Source organism: Pseudomonas sp. A214 (assembly GCF_900156295.1).
In the GTDB taxonomy this organism is placed as follows: domain Bacteria; phylum Pseudomonadota; class Gammaproteobacteria; order Pseudomonadales; family Pseudomonadaceae; genus Aquipseudomonas; species Aquipseudomonas rhizophila.
This window is the reverse complement of sequence record NZ_LT707062.1, coordinates 480,908-499,693: the sequence shown is the minus strand read 5'-3', so window position 1 is coordinate 499,693 and position 18,786 is coordinate 480,908. Positions and strand designations below refer to the sequence as shown.

At 60.6% G+C, this 18,786-nt stretch carries 18 protein-coding genes; 10 read left to right on the top strand and 8 right to left on the bottom strand.

What is annotated here, in order from left to right; genetic code table 11:
- Positions 1–32: 32 nt before the first annotated feature.
- Positions 33–1,430 carry a NorM family multidrug efflux MATE transporter gene (locus BW979_RS02245; protein ID WP_047226196.1) on the bottom strand — a complete coding sequence of 466 codons (1,398 nt, stop codon included), beginning with the start codon at positions 1,428–1,430 and terminating at the stop codon, positions 33–35.
- 159 nt (positions 1,431–1,589) lie between these two features.
- Here BW979_RS02245 and BW979_RS02240 point away from each other — a divergent pair, with 159 nt between their 5' ends.
- From BW979_RS02240 to BW979_RS02215, 5 genes are all read left to right on the top strand, one after another.
- On the top strand, positions 1,590–2,510 hold the full coding sequence (locus BW979_RS02240) for a LysR substrate-binding domain-containing protein (RefSeq protein ID WP_047226144.1): 921 nt from the start codon (positions 1,590–1,592) through the stop codon (positions 2,508–2,510).
- Positions 2,511–2,698: 188 nt separating this feature from the next.
- Entirely contained in the window at positions 2,699–4,675 is a 1,977-nt protein-coding gene (locus BW979_RS02235) for a methyl-accepting chemotaxis protein (RefSeq protein WP_047226143.1), read from the top strand.
- Between the two features lie 456 nt (positions 4,676–5,131).
- The gene (locus BW979_RS27720; protein ID WP_047230570.1) at positions 5,132–5,434 is read left to right on the top strand and encodes an IS3 family transposase; all 303 of its coding nucleotides are present in this window, start codon (positions 5,132–5,134) and stop codon (positions 5,432–5,434) included.
- Positions 5,431–6,267: an IS3 family transposase gene (locus BW979_RS02220; RefSeq protein WP_047230569.1), complete on the top strand. Its 837-nt coding sequence runs from the start codon at positions 5,431–5,433 to the stop codon at positions 6,265–6,267. Before BW979_RS27720 ends, BW979_RS02220 begins: the two co-directional genes overlap by 4 nt.
- Before the next feature lie 167 nt (positions 6,268–6,434).
- On the top strand, positions 6,435–7,649 hold the full coding sequence (locus BW979_RS02215) for an aldose 1-epimerase family protein (protein WP_047226142.1): 1,215 nt from the start codon (positions 6,435–6,437) through the stop codon (positions 7,647–7,649).
- Between the two features lie 6 nt (positions 7,650–7,655).
- On the opposite strand, the gene BW979_RS02210 is transcribed toward BW979_RS02215, so the two are convergent.
- Positions 7,656–9,149 carry a YifB family Mg chelatase-like AAA ATPase gene (locus BW979_RS02210; protein WP_047226141.1) on the bottom strand — a complete coding sequence of 498 codons (1,494 nt, stop codon included), beginning with the start codon at positions 9,147–9,149 and terminating at the stop codon, positions 7,656–7,658.
- Between the two features lie 276 nt (positions 9,150–9,425).
- Between BW979_RS02210 and BW979_RS02205 the strand changes: the two genes are divergently transcribed.
- Entirely contained in the window at positions 9,426–10,703 is a 1,278-nt protein-coding gene (locus BW979_RS02205) for a sensor histidine kinase (protein ID WP_076383083.1), read from the top strand.
- Between the two features lie 86 nt (positions 10,704–10,789).
- Here the strand turns inward: BW979_RS02205 and BW979_RS02200 are convergent, their stop codons facing one another.
- Positions 10,790–11,050: an accessory factor UbiK family protein gene (locus BW979_RS02200; RefSeq protein ID WP_076383082.1), complete on the bottom strand. Its 261-nt coding sequence runs from the start codon at positions 11,048–11,050 to the stop codon at positions 10,790–10,792.
- Positions 11,051–11,462: 412 nt separating this feature from the next.
- Between BW979_RS02200 and glnK the strand changes: the two genes are divergently transcribed.
- The 4 genes from glnK (at position 11,463) to sutA (ending at position 14,225) form a co-directional block, all read left to right on the top strand.
- Positions 11,463–11,801 carry a P-II family nitrogen regulator gene (gene glnK / locus BW979_RS02195; protein ID WP_002555808.1) on the top strand — a complete coding sequence of 113 codons (339 nt, stop codon included), beginning with the start codon at positions 11,463–11,465 and terminating at the stop codon, positions 11,799–11,801.
- A gap of 33 nt (positions 11,802–11,834) precedes the next feature.
- Positions 11,835–13,160 carry an ammonium transporter gene (locus BW979_RS02190; RefSeq protein WP_047226138.1) on the top strand — a complete coding sequence of 442 codons (1,326 nt, stop codon included), beginning with the start codon at positions 11,835–11,837 and terminating at the stop codon, positions 13,158–13,160.
- Positions 13,161–13,374: 214 nt separating this feature from the next.
- The gene (locus BW979_RS02185; RefSeq protein WP_047226195.1) at positions 13,375–13,800 is read left to right on the top strand and encodes a secondary thiamine-phosphate synthase enzyme YjbQ; all 426 of its coding nucleotides are present in this window, start codon (positions 13,375–13,377) and stop codon (positions 13,798–13,800) included.
- 101 nt (positions 13,801–13,901) lie between these two features.
- Positions 13,902–14,225 carry a transcriptional regulator SutA gene (gene sutA / locus BW979_RS02180; protein ID WP_014340827.1) on the top strand — a complete coding sequence of 108 codons (324 nt, stop codon included), beginning with the start codon at positions 13,902–13,904 and terminating at the stop codon, positions 14,223–14,225.
- 130 nt (positions 14,226–14,355) lie between these two features.
- On the opposite strand, the gene BW979_RS02175 is transcribed toward sutA, so the two are convergent.
- Genes BW979_RS02175 through lysA form a run of 5 tightly spaced genes read right to left on the bottom strand, consistent with a single transcriptional unit; the run spans position 14,356 to position 18,777 of the window.
- Positions 14,356–15,060, bottom strand: a complete 705-nt coding sequence (locus tag BW979_RS02175) for an HAD family hydrolase (RefSeq protein ID WP_047226137.1) — start codon at positions 15,058–15,060, stop codon at positions 14,356–14,358.
- Entirely contained in the window at positions 15,057–15,956 is a 900-nt protein-coding gene (gene xerC / locus BW979_RS02170) for a tyrosine recombinase XerC (RefSeq protein WP_076383081.1), read from the bottom strand. Before xerC ends, BW979_RS02175 begins: the two co-directional genes overlap by 4 nt.
- Positions 15,957–15,958: 2 nt before the next feature.
- Positions 15,959–16,681 (bottom strand): DUF484 family protein, encoded by a 723-nt coding sequence (locus BW979_RS02165; protein ID WP_047226135.1) that lies wholly within the window; start codon positions 16,679–16,681, stop codon positions 15,959–15,961.
- Between the two features lie 13 nt (positions 16,682–16,694).
- The gene (dapF, locus tag BW979_RS02160) at positions 16,695–17,525 is read right to left on the bottom strand and encodes a diaminopimelate epimerase (protein WP_047226134.1); all 831 of its coding nucleotides are present in this window, start codon (positions 17,523–17,525) and stop codon (positions 16,695–16,697) included.
- Between the two features lie 4 nt (positions 17,526–17,529).
- Positions 17,530–18,777 carry a diaminopimelate decarboxylase gene (lysA, locus tag BW979_RS02155; RefSeq protein WP_047226133.1) on the bottom strand — a complete coding sequence of 416 codons (1,248 nt, stop codon included), beginning with the start codon at positions 18,775–18,777 and terminating at the stop codon, positions 17,530–17,532.
- Positions 18,778–18,786: the final 9 nt, after the last annotated feature.

The window sequence follows — 18,786 nt, the reverse complement described above, 5'->3', positions numbered from 1 at the left end:
TTGTGGGAGCGAGCCTGCTCCCGCATGGGATTTCAGTCGGCCTGGACAGTTTCAAAGCCCTGGTGCCGCAGAGGCTCACTGCGGATCATTCGCTTCATCTTCCACTCAAATGCCAGGGTCAGGCTCACCGCCGCGCAGGCCAGGCCAAGGGCCAGGCCCCACCAGACGCCGGTCGGGCCCCAGTGCAGATGGAAGGCCATCCACCATGCCGCCGGTGCGCCAATCAGCCAATAACAGCCCAGGCCCACCAGGAAGGTGGTCTTGGCGTCCTTGAGCCCACGGATACAGCCCATGGCAATGGTTTGCGCACCGTCGAACAGCTCGAACCACGCCGCTACCGCCAACAGGCTCACCGCCAGCTCGATTACTCCGCGAAACGCCGGATCGTCGTGGTCCAGGAACAAGCCGACCAATGGGTTTGGCAGCAACCAGAACACCATGGCGAACGCCAGCATGACCGCTGCGCCGAAGCCAATTCCGACCCGACCGGCCAGCCGTGCCATCAGCAGTTGCCCGGCGCCATAGTGCTGGCCGATGCGCATGGTGATCGCATATGACATTCCTGCCGGGACCATGAATGCCACCGAGACAATCTGCAGCGCGATCTGGTGCGCTGCCAATGGCGTGCTGCCCATGGTGCCGATGCACAGCGCGGCGAACGCGAACAGCCCGACTTCCACTGCGTAAGTGCCGCCAATGGGCAGACCCAGGCGCCACAGTTCCTTGAGGTACTGGCGATTGGGCCGCGACAGACCATTGAGCAACGGATAAGCGCGGTAGGCTTGATGCCGGTGAATATGCCAGGCCAGGGCCAGAGCCATGCAGTTGGCGACGATGGCCGTGACCAGGCCGATTCCCATCAGGCCCAGTTTTGGCAGGCCGAACATGCCGGTGATCAGTGCGTAATTGAGCAGGAAGTTGGCCACCGTGCCGCCGAGACTGATCACCATCACTGGGGTAGCCCGGCCAATGGCGCTGGTAAAGCCGCGCAGGGCCATGAAACTCAGATAGCCGGGCAGGGCGAATGGCAGCACCAGCAGGAACTGGCCGGCGGCCAGGACGTTGGTTTCGGTCTGGCCGAACAGCAACAGTACCGGCTTGAGGTTCCACAACAGGAGCCCGGCCACCAACCCCATCAACCAGGCCAGCCACAACCCGGCCTGAGTCAGTCGGGTGGCGCCTTCGACATCACCGGCACCCTGCCGAATCGCCACCAACGTGCCCACCGCGGCGATCACACCGATGCAGAAAATCGACACGAATGAATAGGTCGCCGCTCCGAGCCCGCCGCCTGCCAGGGCCTCGGGACTCAGGCGCGCCATCATCAGGGTGTCGGTCAGGACCATCAGCATGTGCGCCAACTGCGAGGCAATCAACGGCCCTGCCAGCCGCAGGATAGCCCACAGTTCGATTCGCACCGGATGCCGCATGATCATCACACTCCATGTTCAAACAAGGCTGTAAAACGGCGATTCTCGGCGCTCTCAGCGGTTTGCACAAAAGGAAAAAAGCGATCACTGGCATGATTAAAACTCATGCTGATAACTTTCTGATAGGGTGCGTAAATATCGCCATAGGAGCTTTTCCCGATGTCTCGTCGTCTCCCTCCTCTTTATGCGTTACGGGCATTCGAAGCGGCGGCGCGATACAGCTCGTTCACCCGGGCGGCCGAGGAACTATCGATTACTCAAAGTGCCGTCAGCCGGCATATTCGTACACTCGAAGAGCACTTTGCCTGTCGGCTGTTCCAGCGCAGTGGTCGCAACCTGCAGTTGACCGAAGCGGCGCGGTTGCTGCTACCGGGCGTGCGTGAGGGTTTCATGGCGCTGGAACGGGCCTGTCATACCTTGCACGGCGAAGATGGCATCCTGCGCATGAAGGCGCCGTCCACGCTGACCATGCGTTGGCTGTTGGCGCGCCTGAGCCGCTTCCGGCATCTTCAGCCCGGCAATGAAGTGCAACTGACCAGCGCCTGGATGGACGTCGATTCAGTGGACTTCAACACCGAGCCTTTCGATTGCGCGGTATTACTGGGCAACGGGCATTTTCCTAGCGACTGGGAGGCAAGCTTGCTGTTTCCCGAGGAGCTGATTCCGGTAGGCGCACCGAACCTGTTGAACGACCAGCCCTGGGATGTGGCGCGGTTGGCCAGCGCAGAATTGCTGCATCCCACGCCGGACCGTCGTGATTGGCGCAACTGGCTTTCGCGCATGGGCCTGTCCGATCAGGTCTCGCTCAAGGGTGGGCAGGTGTTCGATACGCTGGAACTGGGCATGATCGCCGCGGCGCGCGGCTACGGCGTGTCCATGGGTGATCTGTTGATGGTGGCCGAGGACGTGGCCCAAGGGCGCTTGAGTCTGCCATGGCCTACCGCCGTCGCCAGCGGCGAGCACTATTACCTCGTCTGGCCGAAAACCCGTCCAGGAGGTGAACGTTTGCGCCGTCTGAGCGATTTTCTCCAGGGCGAAGTGAAGGCCATGCAATTACCCGACGTAAAGCGTCTGGGCTGAATCGATGAAGCTCCCGTGCTAGCCACTTGGCATTATTCCTTCCAAAGCGCTCAAGTATTCGGTTTCGCCGCCGAATGTGTGGAAGTAGTACTTTCGTATTAGAAAGGGACTGCCTACATATCACCCGAATAAAATTGCCGAGTGTGCGACGTGATCAGGATGATCCGGTCACTTGGCTAGGAGCCGTCATGTCTCAACCTCGTGCCCGAATCGCCTCACAGCTGGGCCTCGCCCTTGCCGTGATACTGGCGATCGTGATCTCCGGCAGCACCGTCTTTGCTCTGCGCTCGCTGGACTCCGCCAACCTCGCGACCCGTGAAGAACACCTGGCCAGCGAAGCGCGCCTGATGGCCGACCAGCTCAATACGTTCCATGGCACCCTGCGTGAAAGCACGCAGCGATTGAGCGGGCTGTTCGATAAACGCTTCAGCGCGGGGCTGAGCGTGCACCCGGATGAGCCGGTCGCGGTGGCAGGCGTGCAGGCTCCAACCCTGAGACTGGGCAGCGAAGTGCTGAACAACAACTTCAAGGAAGTTGATGAGTTCAGGCAGACGACCGCCGGAGTGGCGACAGTGTTCGTGCGTAGCGGCGACGATTTCATCCGCGTGAGCACTTCGTTGACCAAGCAGGACGGTTCGCGGGCGATCGGCACCTTGCTCGACCGTGCCGGCCCGGCTTATGCCCCGGTCATGAGTGGGCAGAGCTACATTGGTCGGGCCCTGCTTTTCGGGCGCTTCTACATGTCGCAGTACACCCCCGTACGCGATAGCAGCGGTAAGATCATTGCCGTGTTGTATGTGGGATTCGATTACACCGACGCACAGAACGCCCAGTTCGAGAACCTCAAGCGCTTCCGTATCGGTCAGACCGGTTCGCTGGCGGTACTGGATGAGCAAAACAAATGGTTGGTTCCGCCAGCGGGTGTGCAGGCGCTGGAGCAGGCGACCGGGACCATCAAGGAGTTGGTCAAGAAGCCAGGCAAAGGTGTGTTCTGGAGCGATACCGCTGAAGATTTCTACAGCGTTGCCGTGCCGTTCGAGGACGGTCCGTGGGCGGTGGTGGCGAGCATGCCGAAAGCCGAGATTCGCGCCGTGACCTGGAGTGTCGGTACGCAACTGGCTATCGGCAGCTTGCTGGCCATGTTGCTGGCCGTGGGCTCGGCGGTGTGGCTGCTGCGCAGCAAACTGGCCCCGCTGGGCGATCTGGTGCGCCAGGCCGAGGCGCTGGGCGCCGGCGACCTGAGCGTGCGTCTGAATGTGTCGAGCCACGACGAAATCGGTCAGTTGGCCCGTGCCTTCAACCAGATGAGCCAGGCCCTGTCGACCATGGTCGAACATATCCGCAAGGCCTCGCAAGAGGTCAACAGCCGCGCCCAGGCCCTGTCCGGGTTATCCAGCGGGGCCTATGAGGGCATGGAGCAGCAGTCCGGCGAAATCACCAGCATGGCTGGCGCAGTGGAAGAGTTCAGCGCGACCTCGTTGAACATCGCCGATAACATGGGCAATACCGAACGCCTGGCCCAGGATAACGCCCAGCAAACCCGCATCGGTCGTACGTCGATGGATGAAGCATCCTCGTCGCTGGAGCAAATTGCTGGCGCACTGAACAGCACTGCCACGGTCATCAACACCTTGGGCCAGCGCTCCCAGGAAATCGGCGGCATCGTCGGGGTGATCACCTCGATCGCCGAGCAGACCAACCTGCTGGCGCTCAACGCGGCCATCGAAGCCGCCCGTGCGGGTGAGCAGGGTCGGGGCTTTGCCGTAGTGGCTGACGAAGTTCGTAGCCTGGCGTCCCGTACCCGTCAGGCCACTGACGAAATTTCCGGCATGATCAATAGCATCCAGCAGGAAACCGGTAACGCCATCAGTACGATGGAAAAAGGCAACTTGTTGATGCAAGAAGGCTTGTCGCGCAATGCCAATGTGGCCTCGGCCCTGGCGCGCATCGACGAGCAAAGCCGTTCGGCAGGCCAGCAATTCGCGGCGATCACCACCGCCACTCAGGAGCAAAGCAGCACCGCGACCCTGCTCAGCAGCAACCTGCAAAGCATCGCCATGGCCAACAGCGAACAGCGCGAAGTGGTCTCGAACCTGGCGATCACCGCCAAGGAACTGGAAAAACTGGCGCAGGACCTGCGCAAAGAGGTTGACCGGTTCCGCTGAGGCGTCCTGCAGACTCATCGCGAGCAAGTTCACCCCAGATCCCTCTGGGAGCGGGCTTGCTCGCGACAACAGTGGCATAGCCAACATCCCCGCCACTGATCCACCGCTATCGCGAGCAGGCTCGCTCCCACAGAAGCTGGCGGCGAACGAAGATTTTGCGGCCATCCCCGACCAGTGTGGGAGCGAGCTTGCTCGCGAAGGCGTCGGCATAGCCGACATCCCCGCCACTGACCCACCGCTATCGCGAGCAGCTCGCTTCCACAGGGACTTGGCGGCGAACGAACATTTTGTGGGCCATCCCGATCAGTGTGGGAGCGAGCTTGCTCGCGAAGGCGTCGGCATAGCCGACATCCCCGCCACTGACCCACCGCTATCGCGAGCAGGCTGAACTGGCCTAATGATTTTGGACACTTCAATCGGGCGCTATGATGGCGCCCAAATCTGAGGTGTTTGGATATGCGCAAATCTTATTCCAGTGAGTTCAAGCTCAAGGCTGCCAGCATGGTGCTGGACGAGGGCCAGTCCGTTCCCGAAGTCTGTGCCAGCCTGGATATTGGCCCTACCGCCTTGCGCCGTTGGGTCGACCAGGTTCGCAAAGAGCGCTTGGGTTCGACCCCCGAGGGGGCTAAGGCGATTACCGCCGATCAGCGAGAGATTCAGCAGCTCAAAGCGTTGCTCAGGCAAAAAGACCTGGACATTGAAATCCTAAAAAAGGCCAGTGCTCTCCTGCTTTTGGACTCCAAAGATCATTCTCGTTGATCAACGAGCTGGACGAGCAGTACGGCGTTAACAATTGCTGTCGGGCGTTTGGGGTCAACCGCAGCAGCTTTTACGCCTGGCGTCAGCGCCAAGGCAAGGTGAAGCCTGAGCGGGAGAAACTCAAAGCCGTGCTGGTCGAGCATCACAAGGAATCCAGAGCATCCGCCGGGTCTCGCACCCTTTCCAAGGAACTGCAAGCAAAGGGGCATCGTGTCGGGCGACATCTGGCTCGCAGTTTGATGCGCGAAGCCGGTGTTGCCAGTCATCAGCGGCGGCGGCACAAGTACAAATCTTCCGGCGTGGAAGCGCTGGTAGCGCCGCATGTGCTCAAGCGCAAGTTTGATGTCACGGCGATCAACCAGGTGTGGTGTGGAGATGTGACGTACATCAAGGTGGGTAAGCGCTGGATGTATTTCGCGGCAGTGTTGGATTTGTTTGCTCGCCGGATCGTGGGGTGGTCGTTTTCAATGATTTCCGATGCCACGCTGACCTGCGAAGCGTTGCGAATGGCGGTTCAATTGCGAGGCTGTCCAAAAGAGGTGCTGTTTCATTCTGACCAAGGTTGCCAATACACCAGCCACAAATTCAGGAATGAGATGCGCAAGCATGGACTCCTGCACAGCATGAGTCGTAAAGGTGAGTGCTGGGACAACGCCCCGATGGAGCGTTTCTTTGGGAGCCTGAAATCAGAGTGGGTGCCAGACGATGGCTACAGCTCGGAGCATGAAGCCCGCGTGGATGTGCAACGTTATGTGATGCGATACAACAACGTCAGGCTCCATAGCTACAACGACTACCGGTCGCCGGTAGCCATGGAGAAACTGGCGGCGTGAAACCTTAACTGGTGTCCAGAATTACTTGACCAGTTCAGGCTCGCTCCCACAGAGGCTTGGCGGCGAACGGGCGTTTGCGGTTTTCAAGGTTATCGCTGTTTTTAAGCTTGCTGAAACGTTTCTTCAAGTCTATAAAAACCGCACAACTCCAAGAAAAGGCTGCCCTTATGACTCCGCTCAAACTTGTCATTGCCCTCAGCGCCCTGGGCGCTACGTCCCACGCCATGGCCTGGGATTACGTCCTGCTCGACACCGATAAAGCCGCTCAGCCCTGGAAAATCACCAGCCAGCAGCTAGGCGTGAAAACCGACAAGCCGTTTTCCGTGACAATGCGCACCCTGCATGGCGGTCGGCAGGAAGGCGTCAGCATCGTCGATATCGACAACGGCACGATGAAGCTCTCGGTCGTCCCAACACGGGGCATGAACGTGCTGCAGGCCTCGGTCGGTGAAGTGCGTATGGGCTGGGATTCGCCGGTCAAGGAAGTGGTCAATCCGTCGTTCATCGAGCTCAATGGTCGCGGTGGACTGGGCTGGCTCGAAGGCTTCAACGAGCTGGTGACCCGCTGTGGCTACGAATGGGTCGGCCATCCCGGCATGGACAACGGCGAGCTGCTGACGCTGCATGGCCGCGCCGCCAACATCCCGGCCAACAAAGTGACGCTGCACATCGATGAAAAACCGCCCTATGCGATTACTCTGCGGGGCGAGCTGAAGGAACAAGCCTTCAAGAAAGTCGATTTCTCGGTACAAACCGAACTGCTGACCGAGCCCGGCAGCGTGAGCTTCGCACTCAAGGACACGCTGACCAACAACGGCGACTATCCGAAGGAATACCAAGCGCTTTACCACAGCAATTTCAGTACACCGTTCCTGGAGCAGGGGGCTCGCTTCGCGGCGCCGGTCAAGCAGGTCTCGCCGTTCAACGACAAAGCCAAGGGCGATCTGGCGGATTGGCAAACCTACCGAGGGCCAACCAAGGACTACGACGAAACCGTCTACAACGTCGTGCCTTATGCCGATGCCAAGGGCGACACCCTCACCGTGCTGCACAACAAGGCCGGTAGCCTCGGTGTATCGGTGGGCTTCAACACCGGCACGCTCCCCGTGTTCTCCCTGTGGAAAAACACCGATACCCAAGGTCAGGGTTACGTGACCGGGCTGGAGCCGGGCACCAGTTTTTCCTATAACCGCCGGTATCAACGGCCACTGGGCCTGGTGCCCACCATCGCGCCAAAAGAGCACAAGCAGTTCCAGATCCACTACAGCCTGTTGGCTGATAAAGGTGCCGTGGATAAAGCCCTCAAACGTATCGATGAAATCCAGGGCGCCCAGCAAACCGAAGTACGAAATACGCCGCTGGTGGACCTGAGCAAGCCATGATGCCCATCAGGGCGTGGCGGGCCGGTACTGCAATGCTTCGGCCAAGTGCTCCCGACTGATTCGATCCGCTTGCTCGAGGTCCGCCAGCGTACGGGCGACCTTGAGCAGGCGGTGGGCGGCTCGCAGCGACAGGGTCAGTCGTTCGCAGGCGGTTTCCAGCCAGGTTTCATCGGTTGTGGATAACTTGCAATGCCGACGCAAACCCGGCAGATCCAGGAACGCGTTGGCACAGCCCTGGCGCTTTTGCTGGCGTTCGCGGGCCTCGGCCACTTGCTCGGCTACGGTAGCCGTATCCGCACCGGATTCGCTTTTGGGGCTCAACGCCGTGGCTTCCCGGGCGACGGTCAGGTGCAGGTCGATGCGGTCCAGTAAGGGGCCGGAGAGTTTATTGCGGTAGCGCTGCACCATGTCCGGCGTACACGAGCATCGGCCACTGGTCTCGCCAAGGTATCCACAGGGGCAGGGATTCATCGCCGCCACCAACTGGAAACGCGCCGGAAAGCGCACCCGGTCACGAGCGCGCGAAACCACGATGTGGCCCGATTCCAGCGGCTCCCTCAAGACCTCAAGAACCTTGCGGTCGAACTCCGGCAGTTCATCGAGAAACAGCACGCCATGGTGGGCGAGGGTGATCTCTCCCGGTTGCGGCTTTGAGCCGCCACCCACCAGCGCCGGGCCGGACGCCGAGTGATGCGGTTGACGAAACGGGCGCTGCGGCCAATGGCTCAACGGTACGCAACTGGCGACCGACTGAATCGCGGCGACCTCCAGGGCTTCACTTTCAGCCAGTGGCGGCAACAACCCCGGTAAACGACTCGCCAGCAATGTCTTGCCGGTGCCTGGTGGTCCGCTGAACAACAGGTTATGAGCTCCCGCAGCGGCGATCAGCAATGCGCGCTTGGCCCCGACCTGGCCTTGTACTTCATTCAAGTCAGGATAGGGCTTGCTCGCCGAGAGCAGCCCGTTGGAAACATAAGGCACCACCGGGGTATGGCCATTGAAGTGGGCTACCGCTTCGAGCAAATGGTCCACCGCGATCACCTTCAGCCCCGATGCCAGACAGGCTTCCTCGGCATTCGCTCGCGGCACCAGCAGCGTACGCCCGGCCTTGCGCGCCGCCAGCGCCGCGGGCAACACACCGCGCACCGGGCGCACCGCGCCGGACAACGCCAACTCCCCGAGACATTCCACATCGTCCAGCATCAGGGTTGGCACCTGTACGCTGGCCGCCAGGATCCCCAGGGCAATCGCCAGGTCGAACCGCCCGCCGTCCTTGGGCAGATCCGCCGGCGCCAGGTTCAGCGTGATGCGCCGCGCCGGGAAATTCAGGCCCGAATTGATGATCGCGCTGCGTACCCTGTCCTTGCTTTCCTTCACCGCCGCTTCAGGCAAGCCGACCATCGTCAGTGATGGCAAGCCATTGGCCAGATGGACTTCAACGGTAACGGCAGGAGCCTCCACCCCCACCTGGGCGCGGCTATGGACAATGGCGAGCGACATGCAATCGTTCCTTGAGTGAATAAGGGGCCGCGTCCTGCGGCTCTTGAAGGTTAGTCGTGGGATAGGCTTTCGGTGGGGCAATCGAAGGCGAAAATTTTGCCAGGATGTTGCGGTTACTAATGGCCGATCACCCCCGCGAACACGATGGCGATAGGGCGCGCGTTCGTTCAGCAGGGCTCTGCGGTCGTTTCACGGAGCCTTCGAAATGACCGCCCCAGCCCCTGCTAGACTCCGATTTGTCCAATCGGCATCTACGGCACAGGGAGTGAGTGGCCCATGAACGATCTGCTGGCTCTGTTAACCGACAAGCGCTTTATACCCCATGGGCATTGCTATATGTGGCGGCCGGATTTGCTGTGGACCAATGTCATTGCCGATGGCTTGATCACCCTGTCCTACATCTCCATCCCCTTCACCCTTCTGTACTTTATCCACAAGCGCAAAGACGTGCCTTTTGACTGGATGCTGACGGCTTTTGGTGTGTTCATCCTGGCCTGCGGGACCAGCCATGTGATGGAAATCCTGACTATCTGGCAGCCCTACTATTGGCTGTCGGCGCTGGTTAAGGTAATCACTGCTATCGCCTCGGTGATTACTGCCATCCTGCTGGTTCGGCTAGTGCCTGCGGCCCTTAAGATCCCCAGCCCGCAGCAACTGGCCAGGGTCAATGACGAGTTGCGTGAGGCGCAGGCCGAACTGGTCACTACCGCGCGCCGGGCCGGTATGGCGGAAATCGCCACCAATGTGCTGCACAACGTGGGCAATGTACTCAATAGCGTCAATGTGTCAGCCCGACTCTTGTACGAGAAAGTGCACGCATCCAAGGGGCAGGGGGTGATCAGGGTTGCTGAATTGATGAAGGAGCATTCCGATGATCTCGGCGCCTTTATCAGCAGCGATCCGAAAGGTCGCGCGCTACCCGGCTATCTTGGCAAGTTGGCCGAAGCCCTGGCAGCCGAGCAGCGGAGCATGATCGATGAGTTGGTGCAGCTGACCAAGAGCATCGACCATATCAAGGAAATCGTCGCCACCCAGCAGTCCTATGCCGGTAACTCCAGCGTGCTGGAGCCGGGTTCGCTGCGAGAGCTGATCGAGGATGTGGTGCGCATCTGCGATGTGTCCCTGGCTCGTCATCATGTGACGCTGATCAAGGAGCTCGCCGATATTCCGATGATGTTGCTGGACAAGCACAAGGTGCTGCAAATACTGATCAATCTAATCAACAACGCCAAGCAGGCGCTTGATTCGGTGGCGGATCGACCGTCGCGCATTACCCTGCGTCTGAAGGCCACTGACGACAAGCGTGTGCGGATCGAGGTCGAGGACAACGGCGAGGGTATCTCCAGGGACAATCTCAACCGGGTGTTCGAGCATGGTTTTACGACGCGTGCCGACGGTCACGGCTTTGGCCTGCACAGTTGCATTCTGGCTGCGCACGAGATGGGCGGCGAGCTGACAGTGCAGAGCGCGGGGCCGGGCAAGGGCGCGCTCTTTACCCTGGAGTTGCCGCTGGCGCTGGCCCAAGGTCAATCCCAGCGAGCCGCGAGTGGCTGACCTAGTCGGCTTGAGGTCTCGGCAAAAAAGCGTTGCAGGGGAGCGAGACAAAAAATCGCAGCTTTCAGCAGCTCCTGCTGGGGATTTTATTCGGTAGGAGGATTTATCTTCGCCTCCAACTCCGCCACCTTCGCCTCCAGGCTCTCCAACCGCGCCCGGGTCCGGGCCAGTACGACCATCTGACTGTCGAATTCTTCCCGGCTGACCAGATCCAGCTTGCTGAACCCGCTTTGTAGCAGGGCCTTGAACTGGCTTTCGATTTCGCTTTTGGGCAGGGGTGTGTCGCCGCTCAATAGGCGGGAGGCGTGGCCGCTGAGGGCGTCGAGGAGGTCTTTGGGCGCAAGCATGGCAGGTGTCCTGAAAACGATGAGGGCAGTGTATCACGCCGCGTCTATATTCAATTGGCGAGCAAGGAGTGCACGCTTTTCGCGCACTGGACCGGGCATCGTCGCACTGATGTTGTGCGTATTGTTCCTGTTCGGGGTGCGGCGCGAGCCGGCACAGTGGGTAAGAGACTGAAATCAGAAGGTTTGGGCACAGATGGCAAGGTTTCTGCTTAGTGGCTGATGACCCATGCACTGATGCAGTCGCTGTGACGAATGCAGTGCAGCCGGCGAGGCGGGGAGCTTCGTCAGAGTGGTTAGCTGGCACCGGTCGGGCAACTTGGGCCGACGATGCGTTACAAAGCCAGGCACTGCGCTTAGACTTGAGTCGGGTTTGTTTTCCTGGGGCAAGTCCACCAATTCGGGAGAAAGTTTCATGAAGCTAGTCACTGCCATCATCAAGCCGTTCAAGTTGGACGACGTGCGCGAGTCGCTGTCCGAAATCGGCGTGCAGGGCATTACCGTTACTGAGGTCAAAGGCTTCGGTCGGCAGAAAGGTCACACCGAGCTGTATCGCGGCGCGGAATACGTGGTTGATTTCCTGCCCAAGGTGAAGATCGATGTCGCCATTGACGACAAGGATCTGGACCGGGTTATCGAGGCGATCACCAAGGCCGCCAATACCGGCAAGATTGGTGACGGCAAGATATTTGTGGTCAATCTGGAACAGGCTATTCGCATCCGTACCGGCGAAACCGATACCGACGCTATCTAAGCCGCCAAACCCAACGCCCCAGGAGAAAACAATATGACTCTGCGTAAATTCGCAGGGCTAGGAGCCCTGTTGTCCTTCGTAACGCCTGGCCTGGCCATGGCAGAAGAAGCGGCAGCCCCAGTCCTGAACTCCGGCGACACTGCCTGGATGCTCACTGCCACAATTCTTGTACTGTTCATGACTATTCCCGGCCTGGCGCTGTTCTACGGCGGCATGGTTCGGTCGAAAAACATTCTTTCCGTGATGATGCAATGCTTTGCCATTACCGGTCTGATCAGCATCCTGTGGGTCATTTATGGCTACAGCATTGCGTTCGACACCACGGGGATGGAGCAGGGCGTCGTCAACTTCAATTCGTTCGTCGGCGGTCTGAACAAGGCATTCCTGGCGGGCCTCACGCCTAGTAGCCTGACTGGCCTGTTCCCTGAAGCGGTGTTCATCACCTTCCAGATGACGTTCGCCATCATCACCCCGGCCCTGATCGTCGGCGCGTTCGCCGAGCGGATGAAGTTCTCCGCCATGCTGATCTTCATGGCCGTGTGGTTCACCCTGGTGTATGCACCGATTGCGCACATGGTTTGGTCCGGCAACGGCGGCCTGATGTGGGACTGGGGTGTGCTGGACTTCGCTGGCGGCACCGTGGTGCACATCAACGCCGGTATTGCTGGCCTGGTGGCGTGCCTGGTACTGGGTAAGCGCAAGGGCTTCCCGACTACCCCGATGGCACCGCATAACCTGGGTTACACCTTGATGGGTGCGGCCATGCTGTGGGTAGGCTGGTTCGGCTTCAACGCCGGTTCCGCCATCGCGGCCAACGGCACCGCCGGTATGGCAATGCTGGTGACCCAGATTGCAACCGCTGCTGCGGCATTGGGCTGGATGTTCGCCGAGTGGATCACCCACGGTAAGCCAAGCGCACTGGGCATTGCCTCGGGTGTGGTGGCGGGTCTGGTGGCGATTACTCCGGCTGCCGGTACCGTGGGCCCGATGGGCGCCCTGGTCATCGGCTTGGCGGCGGGTGTGGTGTGCTTCTTCTGCGCCACTACCCTCAAGCGCAAAATGGGTTATGACGACTCCCTGGACGCCTTCGGCGTGCACGGCATCGGCGGTATCCTGGGCGCGATCCTGACCGGTGTGTTCGCAGCGCCGGCCCTGGGTGGCTTCGGCACCGTGACTGATATCGGCGCGCAAGTGTGGATTCAGCTCAAGGGTGTAGGCTTCACGGTGATCTACACCGCGATCGTCACCTTCATCATTCTCAAGGTCCTGGACGCCGTCATGGGGCTGCGTGTCTCCGAGGAAGAAGAAGCGGTCGGCCTGGACCTGGCCCAGCACAACGAGCGTGGCTACAATCTGTAAGTACACGCAATAAAAAAAATGCCCGGTTCGCCGGGCATTTTTTTGTCTGGAGTTTGTCATTGCTCACAGGATGTGTCGGTTTTTCCGACGTCTTTTGTTATGTACGCGACATGGGTTTTTCTACCGCCATCGGCTTACACCAAAGCAGGCGTATTAGGCCCTTTGTTTTTTCCCAGAGCGCGCTAGAATGCGCGCCGAACGTGCGGAGATCTGTATGTGGCAACAGACGCTGATAACCCTGCGGGCAAGGCCTCGGGGCTTTCATCTGGTAACGGACGAGTTGCTCGCCGGCCTGCCTGAACTCCGGGCATGTCGTGTCGGTCTGTTGCATCTGTGGCTGCAGCATACCTCGGCCTCGTTGACCATCAACGAGAACGCCGATCCGGCGGTGCGTCGAGACTTCGAACGATTTTTCAATCGGCTGATCCCACAAGGAACCGCCGATTATGAGCACAACGACGAAGGCCTGGACGACCTCCCGGCGCACTTCAAGGCCAGCGTGCTGGGGTGTCAGCTTAGCCTGCCGGTCACGGCGGGACGGTTGGCATTGGGTACCTGGCAAGGTGTTTATCTGGGCGAGCACCGTGATCATGGCGGTGCTCGTAAAGTCCTCGCCACTTTGTACGGTGATGGGGAGTAACCGCTGATTGCCGGCGGATGTTGAATTTTTTCTGGCAGCCTTCGACAGACGGCGAAGCTGGGCTATAACTAATCTGCTTTTCGCAAGTCATGAGGTAGAACATGAGCGACGATGATCTGGAAAACGACGACCTCGAAGTAGGTGACGAAGACGAGACCGAAGAAGGCCTGGAAGCGGCGGCTGAAGACGTCGCCGATGACGATGGGGCCGATGTACCGGCGCCAACCGCCAAAGGCAAGGCCAAGGCGGCGGTTTCGGTCGACGAGTTGCCGAGCGTAGAGGCCAAGAACAAGGAGCGTGATGCGCTCGCCAAGGCCATGGAGGAGTTCCTGGCCCGAGGCGGTAAAGTGCAGGAAGTGGAGGCCAACGTTGTTGCGGATCCGCCCAAGAAACCGGACAACAAGTACGGCAGCCGCCCGATCTGAGCATCTGCTTCTTGCTTGCTGAAAAAGCCCGCCGTCGCTGCGGGCTTTTTCATGGGCTATAAAAATCTTCAGGCCAGGCGCCGCGGCTCGCTCCCACAATTTGAGTTCTTGTGGCCACAAAACAGGCGGTTCAGGGTTGGCTATGCCACCCCGCCAGCAACCCCGGCAGCTCGGTCAGGCTGCGAATCTCTGCATCCGGTACATGCTCGGCATCCCAGGTTTTACCCGCCGGATTGAACCAGATTGCCCGCAAGCCGGCCTGTTGGGCGCCGGCGATGTCGTCACCCGGATGATCGCCAATGTGCACGGCGGTTTGCGCCGTGGCGCCGCCGCGTTGCAAGGCTTCGTGGAACAACCGGGCGTCAGGCTTGGCGATGCCGATGTCCTCGGCGCACAGGGCGAACTTGAAATAATCCGCCAGTCCCAGGCGACGTACATCGGCGTTGCCATTGGTGACCACGCCGAGGGCGAAATGGTTGGCCAGAATTTCCAGGGTAGGCTGCACCTCGGGAAAGATTTGCAGTTGGTGACGGGCGTGCAGGAATGTTTCGAACGCTTCGTCCGCCAGCTCCGAGGCTTGCCACTGGTCATAACCGGCGTCCTGCAAGGCACGGAACAGCACTCGTCGGCGCAGTGCGCTGATGCGGTGCTTCAGGCCGGGCTCCTCGCGCAACACTTGCTCGCGAATGGTAAAAAGATGCTCCACCGGCACGCTGCCCAGGTTCGGGGCGTTGTCGGTCAGCCACTGGCGTAAGATGGCCTCGGCACTGGCGATCACCGGGGCGGTGTCCCATAGGGTGTCGTCGAGGTCGAAAGTGATGAGCTCGATGGTCATGATTCGTCGCCCTTGATTCGTTTGGCCCTTGGGTGGGCACTGTCATAGACCGTTGCCAGGTGCTGGAAGTCCAGGTGGGTATAGATCTGGGTGGTCTTGATGTCGGAGTGGCCGAGCAGTTCCTGGACGGCGCGCAGGTCCTGGGAAGACTCCAGCAGATGGCTGGCGAAGGAATGCCTGAGCATGTGGGGATGCAGGTTCTGTCCCAGTTCGCGTTCACCGGCGGCCTTGACCCGCACCTGGATCGCCCGCGGGCCGAGACGCCGGCCTTGCTGGCTGACAAATACCGCGTCGTCGGCCGGGTTGGTCAGCGCCCGCAACGGCAGCCACAGCTCCAGGGCCTCACGGGCTTTGCGGCCAACGGGCAGCAAACGTGTCTTGCTGCCCTTGCCCAGCACCTGGACCATGCCATCGGCCAGGTCCAGTTGATCCAGGTTAAGCCCCGTCAGTTCGGAAAGCCGCAGGCCGGAGGAGTAGAACAATTCGAGAATCGCCTGGTCCCGTCGCGCCAGGAAGTCATCCTCGACGGCGCCTTCCAGCAATTGCAGGGCCCGATCGGTGTCCAGGGTCTTGGGCAACCGGCGTTCGCCCTTGGGCGGTGCCAGGCCGGTGGCGGGGTCGTGATCGCACAGCCCTTCGCGGTTGAGGTAGTGGTACAGGCCTCGCACTGCTGACAACAGTCGCGCCAGGCTGCGGGAGGATTGCCCTTGTTGATGAAGGCGGGCGACCAGGCTGCGCAGACGCTGGATGTCCAGGGCTGCCCAACTGCCGATGTTTTGTTTCTGGCACCAGGCCAACACTTTTTCCAGGTCGCGGCGATAGGCCGACAGCGTGTGGGGCGACACCTGGCGCTCACTGCGCAGGTGTTCGCAGTAGGCGTCCAGCTGCCGTTCCATCATCAGCGTACCGAGCGCAGTGAACCAGTCATGCGCGGCAGGACCCGGCCGGTGACTTCGGCGATGTAGCTTAAAAACAACGTGCCCACCGAGCTTTTGTAGTGTTGCGGATCACGACTGGCAATGGCCAGCACGCCATGTACGCCCTGGTGGGCGATGGCGACGACAGCGGTGGAGCCGATCTGCTTGCGCTGTTCTTCGCCGAAGAGGAAGTCCAGCTCATGTTCGCGCAGGCTGCCGCTGACGCTCTTGTTCTCCGTGAGCAAGCCGCCGATGGCTGTCTGTGCATCGGCGTGGGTTACCCAGCGCCCCACTGGCATGGCGTTATCGCCAAACAGGATCAGGCTGACAAAAGGCACCTGGAAATCCTGGCGCAGACTGTCTTCGACACTCATCACCAGGTCTTCGAGGGTGTTGGCATCCATGAGCGCCAGGATCAAGCGACGGGTCTTGTCGAAGAGCCGATCGTTATCCCGGGCTACGTCCATCAGGTGCGAAAGACGATGGCGCATTTCGATGTTGCGCTCGCGCAGAATCTTCATCTGATGCTCGACCAGCGACACGGTGTCGCCGCGGCGGTGGGGGATGCGCATCGTCGCCAGCAGTTCTTCATGCTCGACGAAGAAGTCCGGGTGAGCCTCCAGGTACGCGGCCACGGCTGCGGCGTCCGGATGGCTGGGGGATTCGTCGGGCTGCGGGGCTGGAACCTGTGGCTTGTCGGTCATGGGTTTGACTCACTCAAAGACGAACTTGTCCTTCGTATACGCGTACTGCCGGGCCGGTCATCAGCACCGGTTGGCCGGGGCCTGCCCATTCGATGGACAAGCGTCCACCGGGCAGGTCGATCAGTAAAGGCGAATCCATCCATCCCTGACTGATCGCGGCGACTGCCGCCGCGCAGGCGCCGGTGCCGCACGCCTGGGTTTCCCCGGCACCGCGTTCCCAGACGCGCAATTGCGCACGGTGGCGGTCGATGACCTGCAGGAAACCGACATTCACCCGCGCGGGGAAGCGCGGATGATTTTCGATCTTCGGCCCCAGCTCATGCACTGGCGCGCTGTTGATATCGCTGACTCGCAAGACGGCATGGGGGTTGCCCATGGATACTGCCGCCAGTTCCACCGTGGTGCCGTCGACCTCCAACTGATAGCTCAAGGCCTGGGCCGGCGCTTCGAACGGAATGTCCTTCGGTGCCAGGCGCGGGGCGCCCATGTTGACGCCGATCTGGCCGTCGTTGCGCACATCCAGTTCGATGATGCCGCTTTTAGTCTCGACGCGAATCTGCCGTTTGGCGGTCAGGCGCTTGTCCAGCACGAATCGGGCGAAGCAGCGGGCGCCGTTGCCGCACTGCTCGACTTCCGAACCATCGGCGTTGAAGATCCGGTAACGGAAGTCCACGTCCGGGTTGTTGGGCGCCTCGACGATCAGCAACTGGTCGAAACCGATACCGGTGTGCCGGTCGCCCCATTGTTTGGCATGCTTGGGCAGGATGTGCGCGTGCTGGCTGACCAGGTCGAGGACCATGAAGTCGTTGCCCAGGCCGTGCATCTTGGTAAAACGCAGCAGCATGGTTTTACTCCGGCAGCAGGCTTTCGCCGGCAAACAACTCGGCTACCGTCTCGCGGCGACGCACTTCAAACGCCTGATCACCGTCCACCAGCACTTCGGCGCAGCGGCCGCGAGTGTTGTAGTTGGAACTCATGACAAACCCGTAGGCCCCGGCCGAATGCACGGCCAGCAGATCGCCTTCTTCCAGCGCCAGCTCCCGACCCTTGGCCAGGAAGTCGCCGGTTTCGCAGATAGGGCCGACAATATCGTAGCTGCGGGCGGCGGTAGCGCGAGGGCGCACCGCGGTGACGTCCATCCAGGCCTGGTACAGCGCCGGGCGGATCAGGTCGTTCATCGCCGCATCGACGATGGCGAAATCCTTGTGCTCGGTGTGCTTGAGGTATTCGACCCGGGTCAACAGCACGCCGGCATTGGCAACGATGTAGCGGCCCGGCTCGAACATCAGGGCCAGGTCGCGACCGTCGAGGCGTTCACGCACCGCCTTGACGTAGTCGGCCACCAGTGGCGGCTCTTCGTCGCGGTAGCGCACGCCGACGCCGCCGCCCAGGTCGATGTGACGCAGGTAGATGCCGCAATCGCTGAGGCGGTCGACCAGCGCCAGCAGGCGGTCGAGGGCATCGATAAAAGGTTCGAGGGTGGTCAGTTGCGAACCGATGTGGCAATCCACGCCCAGCACTTCCAGGTTCGGCAGTTGGGCCGCGCGTACGTACACATCCTCGGCGTCGGCAATGGCGATGCCGAACTTGTTTTCCTTGAGACCGGTGGAAATGTACGGGTGCGTGCCAGCATCAACGTCCGGGTTCACGCGCAAAGAGATCGGCGCGCGGACACCCATCTCGGCGGCGACCAGTTGCAGGCGCTCCAGCTCATCGGTCGATTCGACGTTGAAGCAGTGCACCCCCACTTCCAGTGCGCGGCGCATGTCTTCACGGGTCTTGCCTACGCCGGAAAAAACGATCTTGTCGGCGCTGCCGCCAGCGGCCAGCACGCGTTCGAGCTCACCACCGGAAACGATGTCAAAGCCGGCACCCAGGCGTGCCAGGACGTTGAGTACACCGAGGTTGGAGTTGGCCTTTACGGCGAAACATACCAGGTGCGGCATGCCGGCCAGAGCATCGGCGAAGGCCAGATACTGGGCTTCGATGTGTGCACGGGAATAAACGTAGGTTGGCGTGCCGAAACGTTCCGCGAGCGCGGACAAGGCAACCCCTTCCGCGAACAGCTCCCCGCCACGGTAGTTAAAAGCGTCCATGGCGTTCCC